The sequence below is a fragment of the Escherichia sp. MOD1-EC4550 genome (assembly GCF_963876935.1).
GTDB classification, from domain to species: domain Bacteria; phylum Pseudomonadota; class Gammaproteobacteria; order Enterobacterales; family Enterobacteriaceae; genus Escherichia; species Escherichia coli_F.
In genome coordinates this window covers 43560-64713 of the sequence record NZ_CAWNSE010000001.1, presented here as the reverse complement: position 1 = coordinate 64713, position 21154 = coordinate 43560, and the positions used below count along the sequence as shown (strand labels likewise).

Genomic DNA, 21154 nt, shown 5'->3' with positions numbered 1-21154 from the left:
AATGCAAGGAACCAGGCTACCGGCTGGATGTACGACCGTGTTTACGGAGCGCGAGACGCCCCGGCCTGATTCTAATATCTTGTTATCTTTAACCTAACTGTTTCGGGTTTCAGCAAGTTGACAAACTTACGAATCTCCGGGAGCTTACATAAGTAAGTGACCGGAGTGAGTATGTGCAGTCAACGCAGATGCAACACGAAACAGGACGGTTAAATTAAGCGCGTAACTTAACGTCGATCGCGTCTTGTGTGCGGGTGCGTGGCGCGTCGTGAGTATGCTGACGACCAGATACATCCAGCACTTCCTGGTTATTAACCAGTTCGCCTAAAGTAATGTTGTTGAGAAAACCGGTAAGGCGGTCGCTCAAATCACGCCACAGCGCGTGGGTCAGGCATTTATCGCCCCCCTGGCAGCCGCCTTTACCCTGACAACGGGTGGCATCTACAGATTCGTCAACGGCGCTAATCACTTCGCCAACGGCGATGCTGCTGGCATCTTTGCCTAACAGATAACCACCGCCTGGTCCGCGTACGCTGGAAACCAGACCATTTTTACGCAGACGGGAAAACAGTTGTTCCAGATAAGAAAGGGAAATTCCCTGACGTTCGGAAATATCAGCCAACGGTACCGGGCCCGCTTCAGAGTTGAGCGCAACGTCAAGCATTGCGGTCACGGCATAGCGCCCTTTAGATGTCAGTCTCATGTCTTACTTCACCTCAAACTCGCCCCTGCCCGGGGTTTTTTATTGTAAAAGTGGGGGTATTGCATAGCAGGGTCAAGTCTGACATTCCCGAGTAAATTGGTCAACTATTTACTTGACTGATTTAGTCGGGTATTTAACCTTCAGTGCCATTTTTTTATCGTGGCGTTTGTACCTGTTGTCGGGTGCGGCGTAAACACTTTATCCGACCAGGGGTTCAGTACAATGTAGGCCTGACAAGACGCGTTAAGCGCCGCATCAGGCAACCTCGGTTATTCGGCCTTGTTACCTTTATTCTGCTGCTCAATAGAAGCCAGAATCCCGCGCAGGATATTCAACTCCTGGCTTTCCGGGCGCGCACGGGTAAACAGACGACGCAGCTTATTCATCACCTGCCCCGGATGGTTTTCACGGATAAAGCCGGTTGCCAGCAGCGTTTGTTCAAGATGACCGTAAAAACGTTCCAGATCATCGACCAGCGGATACGGCGTCTCGTCATGTTCAACCTGCTCGCTGTTCTCCTGAGTCGCCAGCCAGGCCATGCGCACTTCATAGGCAATAACCTGAACAGCCATCGCCAGGTTCAGCGAACTGTATTCCGGGTTAGCGGCAATGGCGACATGATAATGGCACTTTTGCAACTCTTCATTGGTCAAGCCAACGCGCTCACGACCAAAAACCAGTGCCACCGGCGTATTTGCCGCTTCAGCGACGCTTTTCAAACCGCATTCGCGCGGGTCGAGCATCGGCCATGGCAGCGTGCGGGAACGTGCGCTGGTGCCAACCACCAGGCTACAACCGGCTAACGCTTCGTCGAGCGTATCGACAATGTGAGCATTACCAATCACGTCGCTGGCCCCTGCTGCCAGAGCAATCGCCTGGGAGTCAGGTTTCACTAGTGGATTAACCAGCCACAGATTGGTTAATCCCATTGTTTTCATGGCACGGGCAACAGAACCCATATTGCCGGTGTGTGACGTCTCCACCAGCACAATTCGAATATTTTGCAGCATTGTCTTTCTTCATCTAAAGATTATTCGCGCATCTTATCATAAAACGAAGACAGATGCCGATCTCGCTGCTATACTCTGCGCCGTTTTCCCGTTCTTTAACATCCAGTGAGAGAGACCGATGCATCCGATGCTGAACATCGCCGTGCGCGCAGCGCGCAAGGCGGGTAATTTAATTGCCAAAAACTATGAAACCCCGGACGCTGTAGAAGCGAGCCAGAAAGGCAGTAACGATTTCGTGACCAACGTAGATAAAGCTGCCGAAGCGGTGATTATCGACACGATTCGTAAATCTTACCCACAGCACACCATCATCACCGAAGAAAGCGGTGAACTTGAAGGTACCGATCAGGATGTTCAATGGGTTATCGATCCACTGGATGGCACTACCAACTTTATCAAACGCCTGCCGCACTTCGCGGTATCTATTGCCGTTCGTATCAAAGGCCGCACTGAAGTTGCTGTGGTTTATGATCCTATGCGTAACGAACTGTTCACCGCGACTCGCGGTCAGGGCGCACAGCTGAACGGCTACCGTCTGCGCGGCAGCACCGCTCGCGATCTCGACGGTACTATTCTGGCGACCGGCTTCCCGTTCAAAGCAAAACAGTACGCTACCACTTACATCAACATCGTCGGCAAACTGTTCAACGAATGTGCAGACTTCCGTCGTACTGGTTCTGCGGCGCTGGATCTGGCTTACGTTGCCGCTGGTCGTGTTGACGGTTTCTTTGAAATCGGTCTGCGTCCGTGGGATTTCGCCGCAGGTGAGCTGCTGGTTCGTGAAGCGGGCGGTATCGTCAGCGACTTCACCGGTGGTCATAACTACATGCTGACCGGTAACATCGTTGCCGGTAACCCGCGCGTTGTTAAAGCCATGCTGGCGAACATGCGTGACGAGTTAAGCGACGCCCTGAAGCGTTAATTTCTCTGGCGGGTGATTTCTCTCACCCGCCCTCGCCTTTCAGGCGCTATTCCGAAATGCTTCCGCTCTGCTTTACTTTCTTTCGTCACTCTCCCACCATCTTTCCCCGATTAATGGATGATAAAGAAGTCGCAAGGAAAGGTTATGGCACTGCCAGTGAACACACGCGTTCTCAAAATTCTGTTTATTCTCTTTGTTGTTGCCTTCTGCGTTTATTTAGTGCCGCGCGTTGCCATCAACTTCTTCTATTATCCCGACGACAAAATTTACGGTCCTGATCCCTGGTCTGCGGAATCTGTTGAATTTACGGCTAAAGATGGCACACGGCTACAAGGCTGGTTTATCCCCTCTTCGACAGGCCCCGCTGACAACGCCATCGCAACCATCATTCATGCTCACGGCAATGCCGGAAATATGTCCGCCCACTGGCCGCTGGTCAGTTGGTTACCCGAGCGTAATTTCAACGTTTTTATGTTTGATTATCGCGGGTTTGGTAAATCAAAAGGCACGCCTTCTCAGGCCGGATTGCTGGACGATACGCTAAGTGCCATCAATGTGGTGCGCCATCGCAGTGATGTAAACCCACAACGACTGGTGCTGTTCGGGCAGAGTATTGGCGGGGCGAATATTCTTGATGTTGTTGGTCAGGGTGATCGTGAGGGCATACGTGCAGTGATCCTCGACTCCACATTTGCCTCTTATGCAACCATCGCCAACCAGATGATCCCCGGCAGTGGCTACTTACTTGATGAGAGTTACAGCGGCGAAAATTACATCGCCAGCGTCAGCCCGATCCCAGTTTTACTCATTCACGGTAAGGCCGATCACGTTATCCCATGGCAGCACAGCCAAAAGTTGTATGATCTGGCAAAAGAGCCAAAACGTTTAATCTTAATCCCTGACGGCGAACACATTGATGCTTTTTCCGATCGTCACGGTGATGTTTATCGCGAACAAATAGTGGATTTTATCCTTAGCACGTTGAATCCGCACAACTAACCCATGATCGCTAGCGCGATAATCATTCACAAATCCACCTTTAGACGAGCTAATTCACTGGTCAGAACAGTTTAAGATGAGAAAAATTCTGTGACGCTTGCCAACATTTCTGATGATTAGCATTCCCTTCGCCATTTCCCTGGGCAAACTTTAGCTATTCTTATCAATTATGCTTATGGGAGATCTACAGATGATGCCTACGCTTGCTTCACCATCTGTCCTTTCGGCTCCCCAGCGCCGCTGCCAGATCTTGCTGACACTCTTTCAGCCGGGGTTGACCGCCACCACGGCAACCTTCAGCAAGCTTAATGGTGTGGATGATGATATTGCCAGTCTTGATATCAGCGAAACAGGACGGGAGATCCTGCGCTATCATCAACTCACACTGACTACTGGTTATGACGGTAGCTACCGGGTTGAAGGCACAGTGCTTAACCAACGTTTGTGTTTATTTCATTGGCTACGACGTGGTTTCCGTCTGTGTCCGTCATTTATTACCAGCCAATTCACACCCGCTCTGAAGAGTGAACTAAAGCGGCGCGGAATTTCGCGTAACTTTTACGACGATACCAATCTACAAGCGTTAGTGAATCTCTGCTCTCGACGGCTACAAAAACGCTTTGAATCGCGCGATATTCATTTCCTGTGTCTGTATCTGCAATATTGCTTGCTGCAACACCACGCTGGCATTACGCCTCAGTTTAATCCGCTCCAACGTCGCTGGGCAGAATCCTGCCTGGAATTTCAGGTAGCGCAGGAAATTGGACGCCACTGGCAGCGTCGGGCGCTCCAGCCTGTACCGCCTGATGAGCCACTATTTATGGCATTACTTTTTTCCATGTTGCGAGTTCCCGATCCAATTCGGGATGCGCATCAGCGGGATAGACAATTGCGTCAGTCTATCAAACGTCTGGTAAACCATTTTCGTGAGCTGGGAAATGTTCGTTTTTATGATGAACAGGGGTTATGCGATCAGCTTTATACTCACCTCGCCCAGGCGTTAAATCGCAGTTTGTTTGCCATCGGTATTGATAACACCCTGCCAGAAGAGTTCTCCAGACTGTACCCACGCCTGGTGCGCACCACCCGCGCGGCGCTGACCGGATTTGAAAGTGAATACAGCGTCCATCTTTCTGATGAGGAAAGCGGTCTGGTCGCGGTGATTTTCGGTGCCTGGCTAATGCAGGAAAACGATCTGCATGAAAAACAGATTATTCTACTGACCGGGAATGATAGCGAGCGTGAAGCGCAGATTGAGCAGCAGTTACGTGAACTAACGTTACTGCCGCTCAACATTAAGCATATGTCGGTAAAAGCATTTTTGCAGAGAGGTGCTCCACGCGGCGCGGCACTGATTATTGCGCCTTACACCACGCCGTTACCGCTCTTTTCACCACCGCTGATCTACACAGATCTGACGCTGACAACACACCAACAGGAGCAGATCCGCAAAATGCTCGAATCAGCATGAGGGAATAACTTTCGGGCGCAAGAACATTGCCGGAAGCGCCACCAGCGCCATCACCCAGAACACGCCGTGGCCCAGATATTGATACAGGAAACCGGCGAAGACGGTCATGATGGCGATACTACCGCCCATTGCAACGGCAGAGTAAACCGCCTGCAAACGGATGACTTCGCTACCCTGGCGGGCGGCAATATAACGCATGGCCGCCAGGTGGCAGACCGTGAAGGTGCCGCAATGCAGAATTTGCACCACTATCAACCACGGCAACGCCGTCGTTGCTCCCATAATTCCCCAGCGCATTACACCGCTAATCGCCGAGATCAGCAGCATATCGCGTGCACTACAACGGCGGAAAAGTTTATTACTCAGCGCAAAAATAATGACTTCTGCCACCACGCCCAGCGACCACAAATAGCCCACCGCTGAAGCAGAATACCCAGCTGCCTGCCAGTAAATAGCGCTAAAACCGTAATAGGCTGCATGCGCTCCCTGTAATAAACAAACGCAGGCCAGAAAGCGCCAGTTCTGGCGGACCAGTGTCAGCCAGGCTGGCCCTCCCGTGCTCTCCTGCTGACGGCTAGCCCCTTGTGGCTGAATCGTTGGACGAATGAGAAATCCAAGCAGCATGGACGCCACGCCCAACGTCAACAGCGCGAGGATCACCCGATAATCCAACATACTGACCAGTTTGCCTGTCAGCGCCGAGCCAATGACAAACGCCACCGAGCCCCACAGTCGCACTTTGCCGTAATCAAGCGGGAACTGTTTTTGCCATGTATTCGCCAGTGCATCGGTCAACGGTACCAGCGGTGAGAAAAAGAGGTTAAAGCCAATCATCACCACCATCAACCACGCTACATGCGCCCCCGCCCAGAAGGCGACAGCAAAGAGAAGTGTCAGCAGTGCCAGTACGCGCAAGGCGGAAATCAGGCGGGAAGGATCGCTAACGCGTGGCGCGATGAGCAAACTCCCGAGAAAACGGGCAACCAGACCAGCCCCCAATAACAGGCCGATAGTTTCTGGCGTTAAGCCAATCCCCTTAAGCCAGACGCTCCAGAAAGGTAGAAAAATGCCGTAACTAAAAAAGTATGTGAAATAACCGAGCGCCAACCAGCGCGTGGATTGCAAAACCATGAGTCCCTCCCGTCAGGAGGCGTTAGTCTGGGGTTAATCAAATGTTGGTGCAAGTTGAAAAATAAGAATATTCGAGCCTGCTTCCCGATGTCTGTAACGCCTGTTCGCAAGCACTAAAAAAGCTGCGCCCCACAACGCACCTTGCAAAATTATTGCGTATTTATGCCGTTACGCTTGCCAAACGTTCCTGCACAATGGCGATGAAATCGCGTAATGCCGGTTTCATTTCGCCTTTCTTCCACGCCATTAGTAGGGCAATGGAAGGCACATTTCCGGCAATTGGCCGAAATACCACCTGCCCGGTATTAAAATTATTCATATAACCGGGTATCAAAGTTACGCCAAGCCCCATCCCCACCAAATTCATCGTTACCAGAATATTGGTTGCCACCTGGACGATATTCGGCTGGCTGTTTTCTTGCGCAAACCACTCCTTAACGATCGGCGCAAGCGAACCGGAATACGCCGGATCGGTACTAACGAAATTCACGCCATCCAGCTGCGCGGCGGTGATCTCTTTTTCTTGTGCTAAAGGATGATCAACCGGCAACACTACCACTAATGGTTCGTCAAAAAGTTCCAGATAATCAATCTCCGGGCTATAGACAGGATGGCGCATTAAGCCGACATCCAGTTCACCACGGCGAATTTTTTCTTCCTGTTCCGTGGTAATTAAACTCACCAATTCGATCAAAGTTTCTGGCTGTTTCAGTCGGAACATGGGCAATACTTTTGGCAGTAAATTCACTTCCGCCGATGGCACAAAACCGATGATTAAATGCTTATCTTCCTGAACAATTTTCCGCGCCCGTTGTTTGGCATTTTCCGCTTGATCCAGGATTGCCTGCGCGTCCTGGAGAAAACATTCTCCCGCCGCCGTCAACGCGACTTTACGTTTATCACGTACCAGTAGCGGAACACCAACACAGTTTTCGAGATCGCGGATCTGGCTGCTTAACGAAGGCTGTGAGGTATGCAGTTTTTCCGCCGCACGGGTAAAGTTCAGTGCCTGCGCCACTGCGACGAAATAGCGTAAATGCCGTAGTTCCATCACCTTCCCCTTGTTATCGAAAAAACGTCTCAGTTGGTAGAAATTAACTATTTCACATATCAGCAACCAACCAGCAACATCCTTATGGCACAAAAATAGAAGGTCAATACATCTTATCTTTCAGGATTAAAAAATATGACCACACCCTCAGATTTGAACATTTACCAACTGATTGACACCCAAAACGGTCGGGTTACTCCGCGTATTTATACCGACCCGGATATTTACCAACTGGAGCTTGAGCGCATTTTCGGTCGTTGCTGGCTGTTTCTCGCTCATGAAAGCCAGATCCCTAAACCCGGTGATTTTTTTAACACCTACATGGGAGAAGATGCGGTTGTCGTGGTGCGCCAGAAAGACGGCAGCATCAAGGCGTTTCTCAACCAATGCCGCCACCGGGCCATGCGTGTGAGTTATGCCGATTGCGGCAACACTCGCGCCTTTACCTGCCCGTATCATGGCTGGTCTTATGGTATTAACGGCGAGTTGATTGATGTACCGCTGGAACCTCGCGCCTACCCACAAGGGCTGTGTAAATCCCACTGGGGGTTAAACGAAGTTCCCTGTGTGGAGAGTTATAAGGGGCTGATTTTTGGCAACTGGGATACCTCCGCGCCGGGCCTGCGTGATTACCTGGGTGACATTGCCTGGTATCTGGATGGCATGCTGGATCGTCGCGAAGGCGGTACCGAAATTGTCGGCGGCGTACAAAAGTGGGTGATCAACTGCAACTGGAAATTCCCGGCAGAGCAGTTCGCCAGTGACCAGTATCATGCTCTGTTCAGCCATGCTTCTGCCGTTCAGGTATTAGGGGCGAAAGATGATGGCAGCGATAAGCGTCTCGGTGATGGACAAACCGCCCGCCCGGTGTGGGAAACCGCCAAAGATGCGCTGCAATTTGGTCAGGACGGTCACGGTAGCGGTTTCTTCTTTACTGAAAAACCGGATGCTAATGTCTGGGTCGATGGCGCGGTTTCCAGCTATTACCGCGAAACCTATGCCGAAGCAGAACAACGTTTAGGTGAAGTTCGCGCCCTGCGCCTGGCGGGTCATAACAATATTTTCCCCACGCTTTCCTGGCTCAACGGCACTGCCACACTCCGCGTCTGGCATCCGCGCGGCCCTGATCAAGTTGAAGTGTGGGCGTTCTGTATTACTGACAAAGCCGCCTCCGATGAAGTTAAAGCCGCTTTTGAAAACAGCGCCACTCGTGCTTTTGGTCCTGCTGGTTTTCTCGAGCAGGATGACTCGGAGAACTGGTGTGAAATCCAGAAATTGCTGAAAGGTCACCGCGCCCGCAACAGTAAACTTTGTCTGGAAATGGGACTTGGTCAGGAAAAACGTCGCGACGACGGCATTCCAGGCATTACAAACTATATCTTCTCAGAAACGGCCGCCCGTGGAATGTATCAACGCTGGGCCGATCTCCTGAGCAGCGAAAGCTGGCAGGAAGTGCTCGATAAAACCGCCGCATACCAGCAGGAGGTGATGAAATGAGTGCGCAGGTTTCACTGGAGTTACATCACCGCATTAGCCAGTTTCTCTATCACGAAGCCAGTCTGCTGGATGACTGGAAATTTCGTGACTGGCTGGCGCAGCTCGACAAAGAGATTCGTTACACCATGCGCACCACGGTTAACGCGCAAACGCGTGACCGCCGCAAAGGCGTTCAGCCACCGACAACCTGGATTTTTAATGACACCAAAGACCAGCTGGAGCGGCGAATCGCGCGTCTGGAAACGGGCATGGCCTGGGCGGAAGAGCCGCCGTCGCGCACCCGTCACTTAATCAGCAACTGCCAGGTAAGCGAAACCGACACCCCAGACGTGTTTGCTGTTCGGGTAAATTATCTGCTTTATCGGGCACAAAAAGAGCGCGATGAAACGTTCTATGTCGGGACTCGTTTTGACAAAGTTCGTCGTCTGGAAGATGGCAACTGGCGCTTGCTGGAACGGGATATCGTCCTGGATCAAGCGGTGATCACGTCCCATAACCTGAGTGTACTGTTCTGATGAATCGAATTTATGCGTGTCCCGTTGCGGATGTGCCGGAGGGTGAGGCTCTCCGGATCGATACCTCGCCCGTCATCGCCCTGTTCAACGTTGGCGGCGAGTTTTATGCCATTAACGATCGTTGCAGTCATGGTAATGCGTCGATGTCAGAAGGGTATCTGGAAGATGATGCTACGGTAGAGTGCCCACTGCACGCCGCCAGTTTTTGCCTGAAAACGGGGAAAGCGTTATGCCTGCCCGCCACCGATCCGCTAACCACTTATCCAGTACACGTTGAAGGTGGTGATATCTTCATCGACTTACCGGAGGCGCAGCCATGAGCGATCTGCATAACGAGTCCATCTTTATTACTGGTGGCGGATCGGGATTAGGACTGGCGCTGGTCGAGCGATTTATCGAAGAAGGCGCGCAGGTTGCCACGCTGGAACTGTCGGCGGCAAAAGTCGCCAGTCTGCGTCAGCGATTTGGCGAACATATTCTGGCGGTGGAAGGTAACGTGACCTGCTATGCCGATTATCAACGCGCGGTCGATCAGATCCTGACTCGTTCTGGCAAGCTGGATTGTTTTATCGGCAATGCGGGCATCTGGGATCACAATGCCTCACTGGTTAATACTCCCGCAGAGACGCTCGAAACCGGCTTCCACGAGCTGTTTAACGTCAACGTACTCGGTTACCTGCTGGGCGCAAAAGCCTGCGCTCCGGCGTTAATCGCCAGTGAAGGCAGCATGATTTTCACACTGTCAAATGCCGCCTGGTATCCCGGCGGCGGTGGCCCGCTGTACACCGCCAGTAAACATGCCGCAACCGGACTTATTCGCCAACTGGCCTATGAACTGGCACCGAAAGTACGGGTGAATGGCGTTGGGCCATGCGGTATGGCCAGCGATCTACGCGGCCCACAGGCGCTCGGGCAAAGTGAAACCTCGATAATGCAGTCTCTGACGCCGGAGAAAATTGCCGCCATATTACCGCTGCAATTTTTCCCGCAACCGGCGGATTTTACGGGTCCGTATGTGATGTTGGCATCGCGGCGCAATAATCGCGCATTAAGCGGTGTGATGATCAACGCTGATGCGGGTTTAGCGATTCGCGGCATTCGCCACGTAGCGGCTGGGCTGGATCTTTAAGGAAGCACGATGAAAGAAAAAACGATCATTATTGTCGGTGGCGGGCAAGCGGCGGCAATGGCTGCGGCCTCGCTACGCCAGCAAGGGTTCACCGGTGAGCTGCATCTGTTTTCCGATGAGCAACATCTTCCTTATGAACGCCCCCCGCTCTCGAAATCCATGTTGCTGGAAGATTCCCCGCAGTTACAGCAGGTGTTACCTGCTCACTGGTGGCAGGAAAACAATGTTCATCTGCATTCTGGCGTAACCATCAAAACGCTGGGCCGCGACACAAGAGAGTTAGTGTTAACCAACGGCGAAAGTTGGCACTGGGATCAGCTGTTTATGGCAACCGGCGCGGCAGCCCGACCGCTGCCATTGCTTGATGCACTGGGAGAACGCTGCTTTACCCTGCGCCATGCCGGCGATGCCGCCAGACTGCGAGAAGTTCTGCAGCCCGAACGGTCAGTCGTGATTGTCGGTGCCGGAACTATTGGTCTGGAACTGGCTGCCAGCGCCACGCAGCATGGATGTAAGGTGACAGTGATTGAACTGGCGGCAACCGTCATGGGCCGTAATGCACCACCGCCCGTGCAACACTATCTTTTACAGCGCCATCAGCAGGCTGGTGTGAGCATTCTGCTCAATAATGCCATTGAACATGTGGTCGATGGTGAAAAAGTAGAACTGACGCTGCAAAGTGGCGAAACGCTTCAGGCCGATGTGGTGATTTACGGTATTGGTATCAGCGCCAACGACCAACTGGCTCGCGAGGCCAACCTTGATACTGCCAATGGTATTGTCATTGATGAAGCTTGCCGCACCTGCGATCCCGCGATCTTTGCCGGTGGCGATGTGGCAATCACCCGTCTTGATAATGGTGCACTACACCGCTGCGAAAGCTGGGAAAACGCCAATAACCAGGCGCAAATTGCCGCTGCCGCAATGTTGGGGCTACCGCTTCCGCGACTGCCGCCGCCGTGGTTCTGGAGCGATCAGTACAGTGATAACTTACAGTTTATTGGCGATATGCGTGGCGATGACTGGATTTGTCGTGGCAACCCGGAAACTCAGAAGGCGATTTGGTTTAATCTGCAAAACGGCGTGCTTATCGGTGCGGTAACACTGAATCAGGGCCGTGAGATTCGCCCAATCCGCAAATGGATCCAGAGCGGCAAAACGTTTGATGCGAAACTGCTGATAGATGAGGACATCGCGCTTAAATCACTGTAACCAGGATAATTAGCGAATATCTCAACGCCTGGGGCGTGGCGAGGTACCAGAGTGTGTATTACGTTTAAATCACATTATCTTGCAAAGGGATTGGTTATGAACACACTACGTTATTTTGATTTTGGTGCTGCCCGCCCCGTTTTGTTATTAATTGCCCGTATCGCCGTGGTCTTAATTTTCATTATTTTTGGTTTTCCCAAAATGATGGGCTTTGACGGTACGGTCCAATATATGGCCTCGCTGGGCGCGCCAATGCCGATGCTGGCAGCGATTATTGCGGTAGTTATGGAAGTGCCCGCCGCGATTTTAATCGTACTTGGCTTTTTCACCCGTCCGCTGGCGGTGCTGTTTATTTTCTACACGCTGGGTACGGCGGTGATTGGTCACCATTACTGGGATATGACCGGCGATGCGGTTGGGCCAAATATGATTAATTTCTGGAAGAATGTCAGTATCGCTGGCGCATTCCTGCTGTTGGCAATTACCGGGCCGGGGGCAATTTCTCTCGATCGGCGTTAAAAACATGCCGGATGCGGCGTGAACGCCTTATCCGGCATTTTATAAATTACAGTAACGCAATCCGCAACGACATCTCTGACGTTATTGATTCCCCCGGAGCAAGCGCAATGAGGTCACCTCCTTCCGGACGATGATGGTCATCCGGCGCATGGCTCATCGGTTCCAGACAGAAGAAATCAAACGCATATCCTTTATCAAACGCCGGATCGGAAACAAAGATGAAATAACATGGTGCAGGCGGCGTCGTTTCCATGATGATGGCATAACCCTCCTGCGGCTGCTCAATGCGGGCCTGACCATTCCATCCGGCAAAGCCATTGTTCACCCACTGGTGCGGCAACGGCGCGAGCTGGTTGAAATCCAGCTCCTGCGGTAGCTGCTCGCAAAACTCACCCGCCAGCCACTGCTCCCGCTCCAGCCAGTAACCGCTCGCCTGCGCCTGAATCCGCGTTTGTGGTGACAACGGAAAATAAGGATGCCAGCCGGTACCAAATGGCAGCGTCTCTGTCCCTTGGTTGGTGACAGAGAGCGTCACCGTCAGCGTATCTGCCGTTAAATGAAACGCCTGACTTACCCGATACTGATAAATACCTGTGCGATGTTCATATACCAGACACAAGCTTTCATCGCTGCGCGAGACACATTGCCACTCGCCCAGCCAGCCGTCGCCGTGCAGATAGTGCGCATCCCATTCAATATTCGGTTGCAGTTGATACTCACGCCCCTGCCAGACAAAATGGTTGCCGCTCACCCGGTTTGCAAACGGCACCAGCGGAAAACAAGAGGCATCGGTTGCCACACCGCTTTTTTTACCGGGACGTAAGAGCGGCGTCGCGTCACGCCAGAAGCCTTCGATGACGCCGCCCCGGTCAGAAACGTCCAGCTTTAGCGGCCCGTGAGATAAGGTATAGATGGTCATCCGCTGACTCCTTAATCCGGGAAGTTAATCACAACTTTCCCGCATTTACCGCTCGCCATCAGCGCATAGGCATCTCCTGCCTGTTCCAGTGAGAAGCGATGGGTAATGGCATTACGCGGCCACAGTTTCCAGTCCGTTAAATCGTGGGCGCATTTTTCCATATGGAACAGACTGGTCACCCAGGAGCCAATAATCCGCCGTTGATGATGCATCAGATCAGCGCTAACCTCGAACTCCACTTTTCCGGTTTCCCCGATGTAAACCACCCGTCCCCAGTCAGCAGTGGATTGCAACGCCAGTAAGCGACCTGCGGCATTACCGGAACAATCGAGCGCAACATCCGCGCCACCGTGGGTGAGTTCGGCGATAATCTGCGGCAGACCTTCGGTCGTTGCTAAATAGCCGTGATCCATCACCCCTAACTGTTTTGCCATCGCCAGACGTTCCGGCAGCATATCAACGCCGATGATCCTTTTTGCACCGCGACCTTTCGCCAGCATCATCGCCATCATGCCGACCGGCCCCAGACCGACCACTAGCACGTTATCACTGCCGGAAACTTCGCCGCGCAAAATCCCTTCATACGCTGTACCAACGCCGCAACTGATAAACGCACCATCTTCATAGCTCAGCGCGTCCGGCAGGAGGATCAGATCTTTTTCTTCCGCCAGCAGGTATTCGGCATGACCGCCGTCACGCTGCCAGCCGTAAGCGGCTTTTCCTTCGCCAGTACAAGAGATAGGAAAACCGCGACGGCAGTTCGGGCAAAAACCACAGCCAGAAATGTGATACACCAGCACGCGGTCGCCCTCTTTAAAATGGCGACAACCTTGCCCCATCGCCACAATTTGCCCGCACGGTTCATGACCGTTGATAAATCCCTGGTATAACGGTTTATCGGGCACCGCCGCCGTGGCACGGTGTTGATGATAGATATAGTGGACATCGCTTCCGCAAATCCCGGAGGATTTCATTTTAATCAGTACCTGGTTAATCCCCGGTGTCGGCACCGCAACTTCCCGCAGATCGACGGTCGAATTTCCTGGTAAATAAGCTGCCAGCATCGTTTTCATAATTCCCTCATTAACAATACGATTAATTTTCATCCCTGCCGCACCCGCGCCAGGGGCGTTAAGGTTTAGCGTTTCGCTTTACTGCTTCGCTGGGTCAGCAAGATATTCGCCAGAACCGCCACCACGATGATGACGCCGCGCACCACCTGCTGGAAAAAAGAGTTAATCCCGAGCAACACCAGACCGTTACCGATTAGCGTAATCACCAGCACACCAAGCAACGTACCGAACAAGGAACCGCGACCGCCGGAAAGTGCCGTACCGCCGACCACGACCGCAGCGATGACGTCAAACTCCAGACCGTTTGCCGCACCTGCGTTACCAGAACCGAGGCGAGCTGCCAGCAAAATGCCGGTCACCGCCGCTAATAATCCCGAAAGGGTAAAAATAAGAATGCGCACCCGACGAACGTTGATACCGCACAACTGCGCTGCCGTGGCATTACCGCCAACGGCAAAAACCGAGCGCCCGAAGGCGGTTTTGCGGCTGATGAACACAAACAGCGCAAACAACACCATCATGATCAGCGCGGATACTGGCACACCGAGAAATTGTCCCCCCAGCCAGTCCAGTACCTCGTTTTCGTCAATCGGCACTGGCAGGGCGTTAGTCATAAACAGCCCCATTCCGCGCAGGGCGCTCCACAGCCCCAGCGTGGCAACGAAACTGGGCACGTTAAACACGCCGCGCAGCACGCCCGCCAGCGTCCCCATCAGCGCGCCTAACAGCAACACCAGCAGACAAGCAATCGCCAGCGGAACGTCAAATTGCAGCAAAAATGCCAGGCACACCGAGACAAAAGCCACCATTGGTCCAACGCTGACATCAATTTCACCGGAGATAATAATCAGCGTCATTGCCCAGGCGGCGATCCCGATGCTGGCAGCATCGCGCAGCACGTTCATTTGGTTATTCAATGAGATAAAGCCCGGTGCGTTCAGGGAGAAGACCAGATAAAGAATGGCGATTACCACCAGCAAACCAATCTCATTAATATGGCGACTGACAAATTGTTTGAGCGAGACGCTCTTGCCCTGCGGCAATGATAATGACGAAGCAGACATCTTCAGGTTCCTCGGTAAAATTCATCAGTGCACAGACAGAATGGCGGACATCAGCTCATCCACATTGACCGGCGAGTGAAACTCCTGCGAGAACGTACCGTGCTGTAATAACAGGATGCGGTCGCACACCAGCGGCAACTCCTCTACTTCACTGGAGATAAACACCACGCTTTTCCCTTCGGCAGCCAGCTCGCGGACAATACGGTAAATCTGCTGTTTGGCTTCGATATCGACGCCGCGCGTTGGCTCGTCGAGCAATAAAATCTGGCTGGCGGCATAGACCCAACGACCGATCACCACTTTTTGCTGATTGCCGCCAGAAAGCGTGCCAATAGGCGTTTCGCTACTGGCTGCCTTGACCGTCATCCGCTGCATCACCTCTTCGGTCAGGCGGCGGATGGTGGACCATTGCAGCACACCGTTGGCGCTGATTTTTTGCCGATTGGTCAGTACCGTATTTTCGTCAACGCCCAGCCAGGGAATGATCCCCGCTTCTTTGCGGTTTTCTGGCGTATAGCCAATGCCGCGTTTCAGCATCTCGCCGTAATCGGGGCGCGTGATTTTCTCGCCGTTGATAACAATTTCGCCCTGTTCATACGTCTCCAGCCCAACAATCGCCTTCAGCAATTCACTGCGCCCTGCCCCCAGCAGGCCAGCAATGCCGAGCACTTCGCCACGACGCAGGGAAAAACTGATCTCCGTAAGTTTTGGTCTGTGGCGTAACGCGCGAACTTCCAGTACGGTCTGGTCCGCAATCTCCTGAGCTACAACCGGTGCAAGATCAACGTGATCGCGCCCGAGCATCAGCGACACAATATGACGGGTTGAGGTGTTTTCGAGCATCACATCGCCCGCCACCTGACCATCGCGCATAACGGTGGCACAGGAGGCAATGCGGCGAATTTCTTCCATCCGGTGGCTGACATAAATCACCGCCACGCCCAGTGCTGACATTTTTTTCACGGCGCTGATTACCAGTTCAACTTCCGTACTGGCAAGCGAGCTGGTCGGTTCATCAAGGATGACCACGCGCGGTTCGCCTTTCATCACCCGCGCAATTTCCACCAGTTGCTTTTGCGCCGGGCTTAGTGTCGAAACAAGTTGTTCAGGGCTAACATCGACGCCCAGCGCCTGTAAACAACGTCGGGCATCCTGCGCCATTTGCGGGTAATCAATCATGCCGTTGCGGCGGGGCCATTGACCAAGGCAGAGGTTTTCCGCCACCGTCAGCCCCTCCACCAGACTTAATTCCTGATAAACCGCGCGTACCCCCAGTTCAGCGGCACGGCGAGTCAGCGTAGCTTCGTCGCCTTCCAGTCGCGTCTCGCCAATCCAGATATCACCGCTATCCGGACGTTCGCTACCGGTAAGCATTCGAATGAGGGTCGATTTTCCCGCACCGTTTTTACCTAACAGCGCGCGAACTTCGCCTTTATTGAGCGTGAAGTTAACGTTATCCAGCGCAACGACACCGGGGTAACGCTTATTTCCTGCCACCACTTTTGCTACCGGAACTGCCTCTGTTGCCGTGAACATAGGGACCTCTGCGAATCAGCGATTAGGGCAGACCATCAACGTGCGTTGCCAGCCACTGTTTACCGTCTTCCGTTTTGGTATAGAGATCGATTGGCACCTGAATCACTTTTTCACCGTCGGCTTGTTTATTGATAACCTTCAATGTTTGCGCGAAAACAGCATTGCCCATTTTCTTACCGGAAATATCCACTACCGCTTTCAGCACCTGGTTATTTTCCAGTTCCTGAGCAATTTCAGTGGTCATATCTGAACCGAAAACGGCAATTTTTCCAGCCTGATTTTGATTACGTACCGCTTTTACCGCGCCGAGTGTCGCTCCACCCGATTCCCCCATAATGGCGTTGAGATCTGGCGTGGAGATAATCAGTTTTTCACCAACAGAAATCGCTTTATCTAAAACAGTCCCTTCCTGATTAGCGACAATTTTCGCGCCGGGAACGCGGGCTTTTAATACTTCTTCAAACCCTTTACGTCGTTGCACACAAACTTCAAAGGCTTCGCAATTGATGACAGCAATTTTCGGCTGGTCAATTTTGTTGGCAATAAAATAATCGGCGGCAGCGTTACCCAGTTTTTTACCAAATTCCAGCGGATCGCCAACCAGATATGCCGAGACATATTTATCGACACCCTTTTGATTAATACAGGTGTTGTAGCAAATCACCGGAATACCCGCCTCACTGGCGCGGCGAACGGTGCGGCTACTGCCATTTTCAGACACTGCCGACAAAATAATGGCATCGACATTACGCGCCACGAGGGTATCAACAAAGGTACTTTCTTTCGAAATATCGCCCTGGGCGTTAGTTTCAATTAACTGTACCTGTACTGAAGAATCTTTTGCCGCATCCTGAACGCCCTGGCGCACTCCAGCGTAATATCCCTGGGTATCAAGGTATATTGCACCAATGGTCATTTCTTTTTCCGCAGCGTTGGCAAATAGTGTGCTACCTAATAGCGTAGCCATTAATAATAGATTACGGGTTGTTCTCATTTTTTTAGGCATAGTGCATCCTGTAGGGTTTTTATTTACAACGGCTTATTTTAATTATTTGAGCGTGAGCGGCAGCGCGTGCCGCTCAAATATTACAGTTAATAGTGTTTAGTGAACGTAGCTAAAAATAAAAGGCATCACGGTGGTAAATAATGCCGCTTTCGGCCAGGCTGGATTAATCGCCGTCAATTCAGCGCGAGCAGATTCGTATTGCGCAATCTCGCCTAATCCCGCAGCCGCCAGCATCGCCACCATCAGACATTTTTCTTTATGTTGCTGTTGTAAATCGCCATACAGCGATAACAAGTCAGGTTGCGAGACGGCAAAGAAATCCGCTTCGATACTGGTTTTCGCCATCTCTTGCGCCCACTGTTTCATTTCAATAAACAGTTGCTGTGCGGTTTGTTGTTCGCCCAGTAATCGCAGCGCCATCCCTTGCCAGAAGAGATAATCAACCGGTTGATCGTTGTAATAACTGTGGATGTTAATAGTGCGATCACCCGTCGCCGCCAGACGTAAACAACGCGTCGCTGCAGTTTCATCGCCCTGGGCTTTGGCACATATCGCCTGCCAGAACCAGATGTCGTTGTCAGTTTGCCCCGGTAAACGGCCTTCGCTTAAATTCTCCGGATAGTGCAGCGCGGCATGAAGCAGTTCGCTGGCCTGCTGCGGTTGTCTGGCATCAAGGTATTGCCAGGCGCGTAACAACTGGTTGAGGATAAACTGACTGGTGACTTTCCCTTCTCCGCCTTCCCACGGATGGAATTTACGCGTGGCGAGAATCTCTGCCGCTTTGTCGGCCTGACCAGTGAGATGCCACAAATTGAGCAATTCTGCGGTCATGTCATCACGCTTCAGGGCGATTTCCAGATTAGCTTCCAGACGCGCCAGACGTTTTTCTGGTGCAGCACCGGTTAACTTATCCAGCAAATCCCGTTCGAATAGCAAACGTGCATCCTGCGGCGCAAGTTGATAAGCATTATCAAGATAACGCGCAGCCAGTTCATAATCATGCTGCTTATTCCACGCATGGATTGCCAGCCCACGCCATCCGTCGGCAAACTCCGGCGACATCTCAACGCAACGTTGCCATAAGGCAATGGCTTTGCCGTAGCTGCGTTTGTTGTAGTAGAAACAGGCCAGTAAATGCCGGGCAAACCAGCACTCTTCGATACTCTCCAGCGCCGCCACTTCTTCCAGCGTATTAGGGAAACGGACAAACTGCGAGAAGACATCAATAGCTTTTGCGACCAGTTCTCCGCGTTCAGCTTTTGGCAGCAAACTGGCTTGCAGGTAAAGCGGTAGCGTGCGCTGACAGTCCAGTGCGTTCAGCATCTCTGCCGCCAGAGCGGGCATGCCCCAGTTAATCAGTTGCCCGGCGGTCATCAGGGCGTTAACGTCGCGTCCCTGACACAGACCTCGCCACTGTACGAGGGCAGATTCGCTACAACCATCGAACCAGTTCAGCCACCACAGAGTGGCGTTCAGCGGATAATCACGCAGCAACTTCTCTCGCTGCAAACGCGCGTTGTCCTGACGACCACTTAACACCAGCAGCAGGTTATGCAGGCAAAGCACTTCCTGATTGGTTGGGCAGGCGCGAAGACTTTGTTGGCAAAAATCCAGCCCCGCGTCGAAGTTACCATTACGCGCCGCCAGCCGTGCCAGACCATAATAGCCACCGGCTTTACTGTTGCCGCTCCAGACCGCACGCCAGAAATCCTCTTCGGCTTGTTGATATCGCCCCTGACGTTCGTAAGCACTGGCGCGAATTAAACTCGCCTGTCCGCACTGCGGGTTTTTGTTCAACGCATGTGCGCGTTTCAGCGCCTGAGTGGCATACGCCACCGTTTGCGGGAAGTCGGCGCGGTTATATTCCAGCATCGCCAACGCCAGGTTACAGCGATAATCCAGTGGGTCCAGCGCCACGCCGCGCAGGTAGTAATCGAAGGGGGAACGGCTGGCATGATGATATTGCTCCAGATGCTGACCGATAAACCAGGCTTCATCTGTACTGGTAATCTCTTGTGCTGCCAGTGGCGCTTTGGCGACGTCCGGCAACGGCAACTCTTGCGGCTGATGTTCCTGATAACTCAGTACGATATTGCCGTCAGCATCGGAGAGTTCAATGGTTAGTCTGTCAGGATTGATACCATGCAACACGCCCTGTATGGCGGTCGCTGGCGTCAGAGCCACGGCATCGTCGAGCAACGCGTTGCATTTGCCGATTTCGCGGATCGCCAGGCGGCATCCTTTCAACGGGGAGATGGCATACAGCCCCCACTCAATCCCCCGCTCGCTACGCTGGAGTTTAATCACCGCATCGCGGGAGGCGTTTTGCACCATGCCCAGAGAATGATAAGGCAGGAAATACTGCTCGAAACGCTTCTCTTCGTAAGCATCAAGCCAGGTAAAATCAGGCTGGTTATCGGCAAAAATACCGGTCATCAGTTCGATATACGGGCCGTTATTGTCAGTCAGGCTCTTATCCCACGCCTGGCCAAATTCACTGTGTCCCCAGCTCCACTGTTTTTTACCTGGCGCGATATGGTGGTTGGCAACGTGTAGCAAACCACCATCTTCATCGTGACACCACGCGCCAACAAAATCGTACTGTGATTTTTCAGCCATATATGAGGTTGGAACGGGCACATTTTTATAGCGAGAAATGTCCACTCCGGCGGAGTAGTCCACTTTGTAGTAAGTGCCGGTGGCGATGGGGAAAGCGGAGACGGCCCGTTTGCCGTGATCAAACACCGCCGTTACATCCGGCGGGAAAACGCTCTGATGCCCTTCGCCACCTTTCACTGCCGGGTTAGCCCACCACAAGAAATGACGCGGCGTGGCATTGCCGTTATAGACGCGGCTGGCAATCTCCAGTGCGGCCCGGTCAGGGCGTAGTGTGAAACCGGTCATCACCTGTAAACCGTGCATCGGCTCCGTTTCGCCAACCCACACAGTTTGTGCGCCGTCTTCATGGGCTTCGATGGTGAAATCAACGGGCATAAAGGTGGTTGGGCGATGGTGTTGTGGCCAGTTAAACTCAATCCCGCCCGAAATCCACGGCCCCAATAGCCCTACCAGCGCCGGTTTAATCACCTCATTGTGATAGACAAAATCGCGCTGTTTCACTTTATCCCAAGCGCGATGCACCCGACCGCCCAACTCCGGCAGGATCATCACTTTGATATAGTCGTTTTCCAGCCACACCGCTTGCCAGGATTTCAGGACTTTCTGCTCGCTCAGCGTATCGGTCACGCCGTAGGGATAAACCGCGCCGGACGATCCCTGATAAACGCGATTTTCCAGGAACATAGGGTGTATATCCTGCGGCCCGGTTTCATAAGTCGGGATCTCAACGCGCTCTTGCCACACTTTTACTGGAGTCATGGTGCCCTCAATATTAACA

Annotated in this window: 19 protein-coding genes; 9 read left to right on the top strand and 10 right to left on the bottom strand. The window is 52.6% G+C overall.

Annotated features, from left to right (window positions below):
• Nucleotides 1–214: 214 nt before the first annotated feature.
• Entirely contained in the window at nt 215–703 is a 489-nt protein-coding gene (gene iscR / locus AACU19_RS00310) for a Fe-S cluster assembly transcriptional regulator IscR (RefSeq protein ID WP_001241357.1), read from the bottom strand.
• Between the two features lie 269 nt (nt 704–972).
• Nucleotides 973–1713 (bottom strand): tRNA (cytosine(32)/uridine(32)-2'-O)-methyltransferase TrmJ, encoded by a 741-nt coding sequence (gene trmJ, locus AACU19_RS00305; RefSeq protein WP_000940023.1) that lies wholly within the window; start codon nt 1711–1713, stop codon nt 973–975.
• Nucleotides 1714–1831: 118 nt separating this feature from the next.
• Between trmJ and suhB the strand changes: the two genes are divergently transcribed.
• The 3 genes from suhB to csiE all read left to right on the top strand — a co-directional run bounded on the left by suhB (nt 1832) and on the right by csiE (nt 5105).
• Entirely contained in the window at nt 1832–2635 is an 804-nt protein-coding gene (suhB, locus tag AACU19_RS00300; protein ID WP_000553451.1) for an inositol-1-monophosphatase, read from the top strand.
• Nucleotides 2636–2779: 144 nt separating this feature from the next.
• Complete coding sequence (locus AACU19_RS00295) at nt 2780–3634, top strand: alpha/beta hydrolase (RefSeq protein WP_024212144.1); 855 nt, start codon at nt 2780–2782, stop codon at nt 3632–3634.
• 190 nt (nt 3635–3824) lie between these two features.
• Nucleotides 3825–5105, top strand: coding sequence for a stationary phase inducible protein CsiE (gene csiE / locus AACU19_RS00290; protein ID WP_032184892.1), 1281 nt, complete (start codon nt 3825–3827; stop codon nt 5103–5105).
• Here the strand turns inward: csiE and AACU19_RS00285 are convergent.
• Together AACU19_RS00285 and hcaR are read right to left on the bottom strand one after the other, a co-directional pair.
• Nucleotides 5097–6236 (bottom strand): 3-phenylpropionate MFS transporter, encoded by a 1140-nt coding sequence (locus AACU19_RS00285; protein WP_105277919.1) that lies wholly within the window; start codon nt 6234–6236, stop codon nt 5097–5099. The two genes, csiE and AACU19_RS00285, sit on opposite strands and share 9 nt — an antisense overlap.
• Before the next feature lie 160 nt (nt 6237–6396).
• Nucleotides 6397–7287, bottom strand: coding sequence for a DNA-binding transcriptional regulator HcaR (hcaR, locus tag AACU19_RS00280; protein ID WP_105277918.1), 891 nt, complete (start codon nt 7285–7287; stop codon nt 6397–6399).
• 135 nt (nt 7288–7422) lie between these two features.
• On the opposite strand from hcaR, the gene hcaE reads away from it, so the two are divergent.
• The 6 genes from hcaE (at nt 7423) to AACU19_RS00250 (ending at nt 12159) form a co-directional block, all read left to right on the top strand.
• Complete coding sequence (gene hcaE, locus AACU19_RS00275; protein WP_000211172.1) at nt 7423–8784, top strand: 3-phenylpropionate/cinnamic acid dioxygenase subunit alpha; 1362 nt, start codon at nt 7423–7425, stop codon at nt 8782–8784.
• Nucleotides 8781–9299, top strand: coding sequence for a 3-phenylpropionate/cinnamic acid dioxygenase subunit beta (hcaF, locus tag AACU19_RS00270; protein WP_001276084.1), 519 nt, complete (start codon nt 8781–8783; stop codon nt 9297–9299). The genes hcaE and hcaF overlap by 4 nt, the downstream gene beginning before the upstream one ends.
• Nucleotides 9299–9619 carry a bifunctional 3-phenylpropionate/cinnamic acid dioxygenase ferredoxin subunit gene (locus AACU19_RS00265; protein WP_001080102.1) on the top strand — a complete coding sequence of 107 codons (321 nt, stop codon included), beginning with the start codon at nt 9299–9301 and terminating at the stop codon, nt 9617–9619. The genes hcaF and AACU19_RS00265 overlap by 1 nt, the downstream gene beginning before the upstream one ends.
• Nucleotides 9616–10428, top strand: a complete 813-nt coding sequence (hcaB, locus tag AACU19_RS00260) for a 3-phenylpropionate-dihydrodiol/cinnamic acid-dihydrodiol dehydrogenase (protein WP_001281377.1) — start codon at nt 9616–9618, stop codon at nt 10426–10428. Before AACU19_RS00265 ends, hcaB begins: the two co-directional genes overlap by 4 nt.
• 9 nt (nt 10429–10437) lie before the next feature.
• Nucleotides 10438–11640, top strand: a complete 1203-nt coding sequence (gene hcaD / locus AACU19_RS00255) for a phenylpropionate dioxygenase ferredoxin reductase subunit (RefSeq protein ID WP_105277917.1) — start codon at nt 10438–10440, stop codon at nt 11638–11640.
• A gap of 96 nt (nt 11641–11736) precedes the next feature.
• A complete protein-coding gene (locus AACU19_RS00250) occupies nt 11737–12159 on the top strand; it encodes a DoxX family protein (protein ID WP_001094726.1) in 423 nt (140 codons plus the stop codon).
• 46 nt (nt 12160–12205) lie between these two features.
• Here AACU19_RS00250 and AACU19_RS00245 read toward each other — a convergent pair whose 3' ends face one another.
• The 6 genes from AACU19_RS00245 to AACU19_RS00220 all read right to left on the bottom strand — a co-directional run bounded on the left by AACU19_RS00245 (nt 12206) and on the right by AACU19_RS00220 (nt 21135).
• Nucleotides 12206–13078 (bottom strand): aldose 1-epimerase, encoded by an 873-nt coding sequence (locus tag AACU19_RS00245; RefSeq protein ID WP_105277916.1) that lies wholly within the window; start codon nt 13076–13078, stop codon nt 12206–12208.
• Between the two features lie 11 nt (nt 13079–13089).
• Nucleotides 13090–14184: a zinc-dependent alcohol dehydrogenase family protein gene (locus tag AACU19_RS00240; protein WP_198599074.1), complete on the bottom strand. Its 1095-nt coding sequence runs from the start codon at nt 14182–14184 to the stop codon at nt 13090–13092.
• Between the two features lie 32 nt (nt 14185–14216).
• Nucleotides 14217–15215 carry an ABC transporter permease gene (locus AACU19_RS00235; RefSeq protein WP_105277915.1) on the bottom strand — a complete coding sequence of 333 codons (999 nt, stop codon included), beginning with the start codon at nt 15213–15215 and terminating at the stop codon, nt 14217–14219.
• Nucleotides 15216–15239: 24 nt separating this feature from the next.
• Nucleotides 15240–16751: a sugar ABC transporter ATP-binding protein gene (locus tag AACU19_RS00230; RefSeq protein WP_088541194.1), complete on the bottom strand. Its 1512-nt coding sequence runs from the start codon at nt 16749–16751 to the stop codon at nt 15240–15242.
• 22 nt (nt 16752–16773) lie between these two features.
• The gene (locus AACU19_RS00225) at nt 16774–17757 is read right to left on the bottom strand and encodes a substrate-binding domain-containing protein (RefSeq protein ID WP_001124916.1); all 984 of its coding nucleotides are present in this window, start codon (nt 17755–17757) and stop codon (nt 16774–16776) included.
• 96 nt (nt 17758–17853) lie between these two features.
• A complete protein-coding gene (locus AACU19_RS00220) occupies nt 17854–21135 on the bottom strand; it encodes a DUF5107 domain-containing protein (protein ID WP_105277914.1) in 3282 nt (1093 codons plus the stop codon).
• Between the last annotated feature and the right edge of the window lie 19 nt (nt 21136–21154).

What these genes read in the sequence shown, in the direction of transcription:
- iscR (WP_001241357.1), bottom strand. Translation starts at nt 703, where the DNA reads ATGAGACTGACATCTAAAGGGCGCTATGCCGTGACCGCAATGCTTGAC.
- trmJ (WP_000940023.1), bottom strand. Translation starts at nt 1,713, where the DNA reads ATGCTGCAAAATATTCGAATTGTGCTGGTGGAGACGTCACACACCGGC.
- suhB (WP_000553451.1), top strand. Translation starts at nt 1,832, where the DNA reads ATGCATCCGATGCTGAACATCGCCGTGCGCGCAGCGCGCAAGGCGGGT.
- AACU19_RS00295 (WP_024212144.1), top strand. Translation starts at nt 2,780, where the DNA reads ATGGCACTGCCAGTGAACACACGCGTTCTCAAAATTCTGTTTATTCTC.
- csiE (WP_032184892.1), top strand. Translation starts at nt 3,825, where the DNA reads ATGATGCCTACGCTTGCTTCACCATCTGTCCTTTCGGCTCCCCAGCGC.
- AACU19_RS00285 (WP_105277919.1), bottom strand. Translation starts at nt 6,236, where the DNA reads ATGGTTTTGCAATCCACGCGCTGGTTGGCGCTCGGTTATTTCACATAC.
- hcaR (WP_105277918.1), bottom strand. Translation starts at nt 7,287, where the DNA reads ATGGAACTACGGCATTTACGCTATTTCGTCGCAGTGGCGCAGGCACTG.
- hcaE (WP_000211172.1), top strand. Translation starts at nt 7,423, where the DNA reads ATGACCACACCCTCAGATTTGAACATTTACCAACTGATTGACACCCAA.
- hcaF (WP_001276084.1), top strand. Translation starts at nt 8,781, where the DNA reads ATGAGTGCGCAGGTTTCACTGGAGTTACATCACCGCATTAGCCAGTTT.
- AACU19_RS00265 (WP_001080102.1), top strand. Translation starts at nt 9,299, where the DNA reads ATGAATCGAATTTATGCGTGTCCCGTTGCGGATGTGCCGGAGGGTGAG.
- hcaB (WP_001281377.1), top strand. Translation starts at nt 9,616, where the DNA reads ATGAGCGATCTGCATAACGAGTCCATCTTTATTACTGGTGGCGGATCG.
- hcaD (WP_105277917.1), top strand. Translation starts at nt 10,438, where the DNA reads ATGAAAGAAAAAACGATCATTATTGTCGGTGGCGGGCAAGCGGCGGCA.
- AACU19_RS00250 (WP_001094726.1), top strand. Translation starts at nt 11,737, where the DNA reads ATGAACACACTACGTTATTTTGATTTTGGTGCTGCCCGCCCCGTTTTG.
- AACU19_RS00245 (WP_105277916.1), bottom strand. Translation starts at nt 13,078, where the DNA reads ATGACCATCTATACCTTATCTCACGGGCCGCTAAAGCTGGACGTTTCT.
- AACU19_RS00240 (WP_198599074.1), bottom strand. Translation starts at nt 14,184, where the DNA reads ATGAAAATTAATCGTATTGTTAATGAGGGAATTATGAAAACGATGCTG.
- AACU19_RS00235 (WP_105277915.1), bottom strand. Translation starts at nt 15,215, where the DNA reads ATGTCTGCTTCGTCATTATCATTGCCGCAGGGCAAGAGCGTCTCGCTC.
- AACU19_RS00230 (WP_088541194.1), bottom strand. Translation starts at nt 16,751, where the DNA reads ATGTTCACGGCAACAGAGGCAGTTCCGGTAGCAAAAGTGGTGGCAGGA.
- AACU19_RS00225 (WP_001124916.1), bottom strand. Translation starts at nt 17,757, where the DNA reads ATGCCTAAAAAAATGAGAACAACCCGTAATCTATTATTAATGGCTACG.
- AACU19_RS00220 (WP_105277914.1), bottom strand. Translation starts at nt 21,135, where the DNA reads ATGACTCCAGTAAAAGTGTGGCAAGAGCGCGTTGAGATCCCGACTTAT.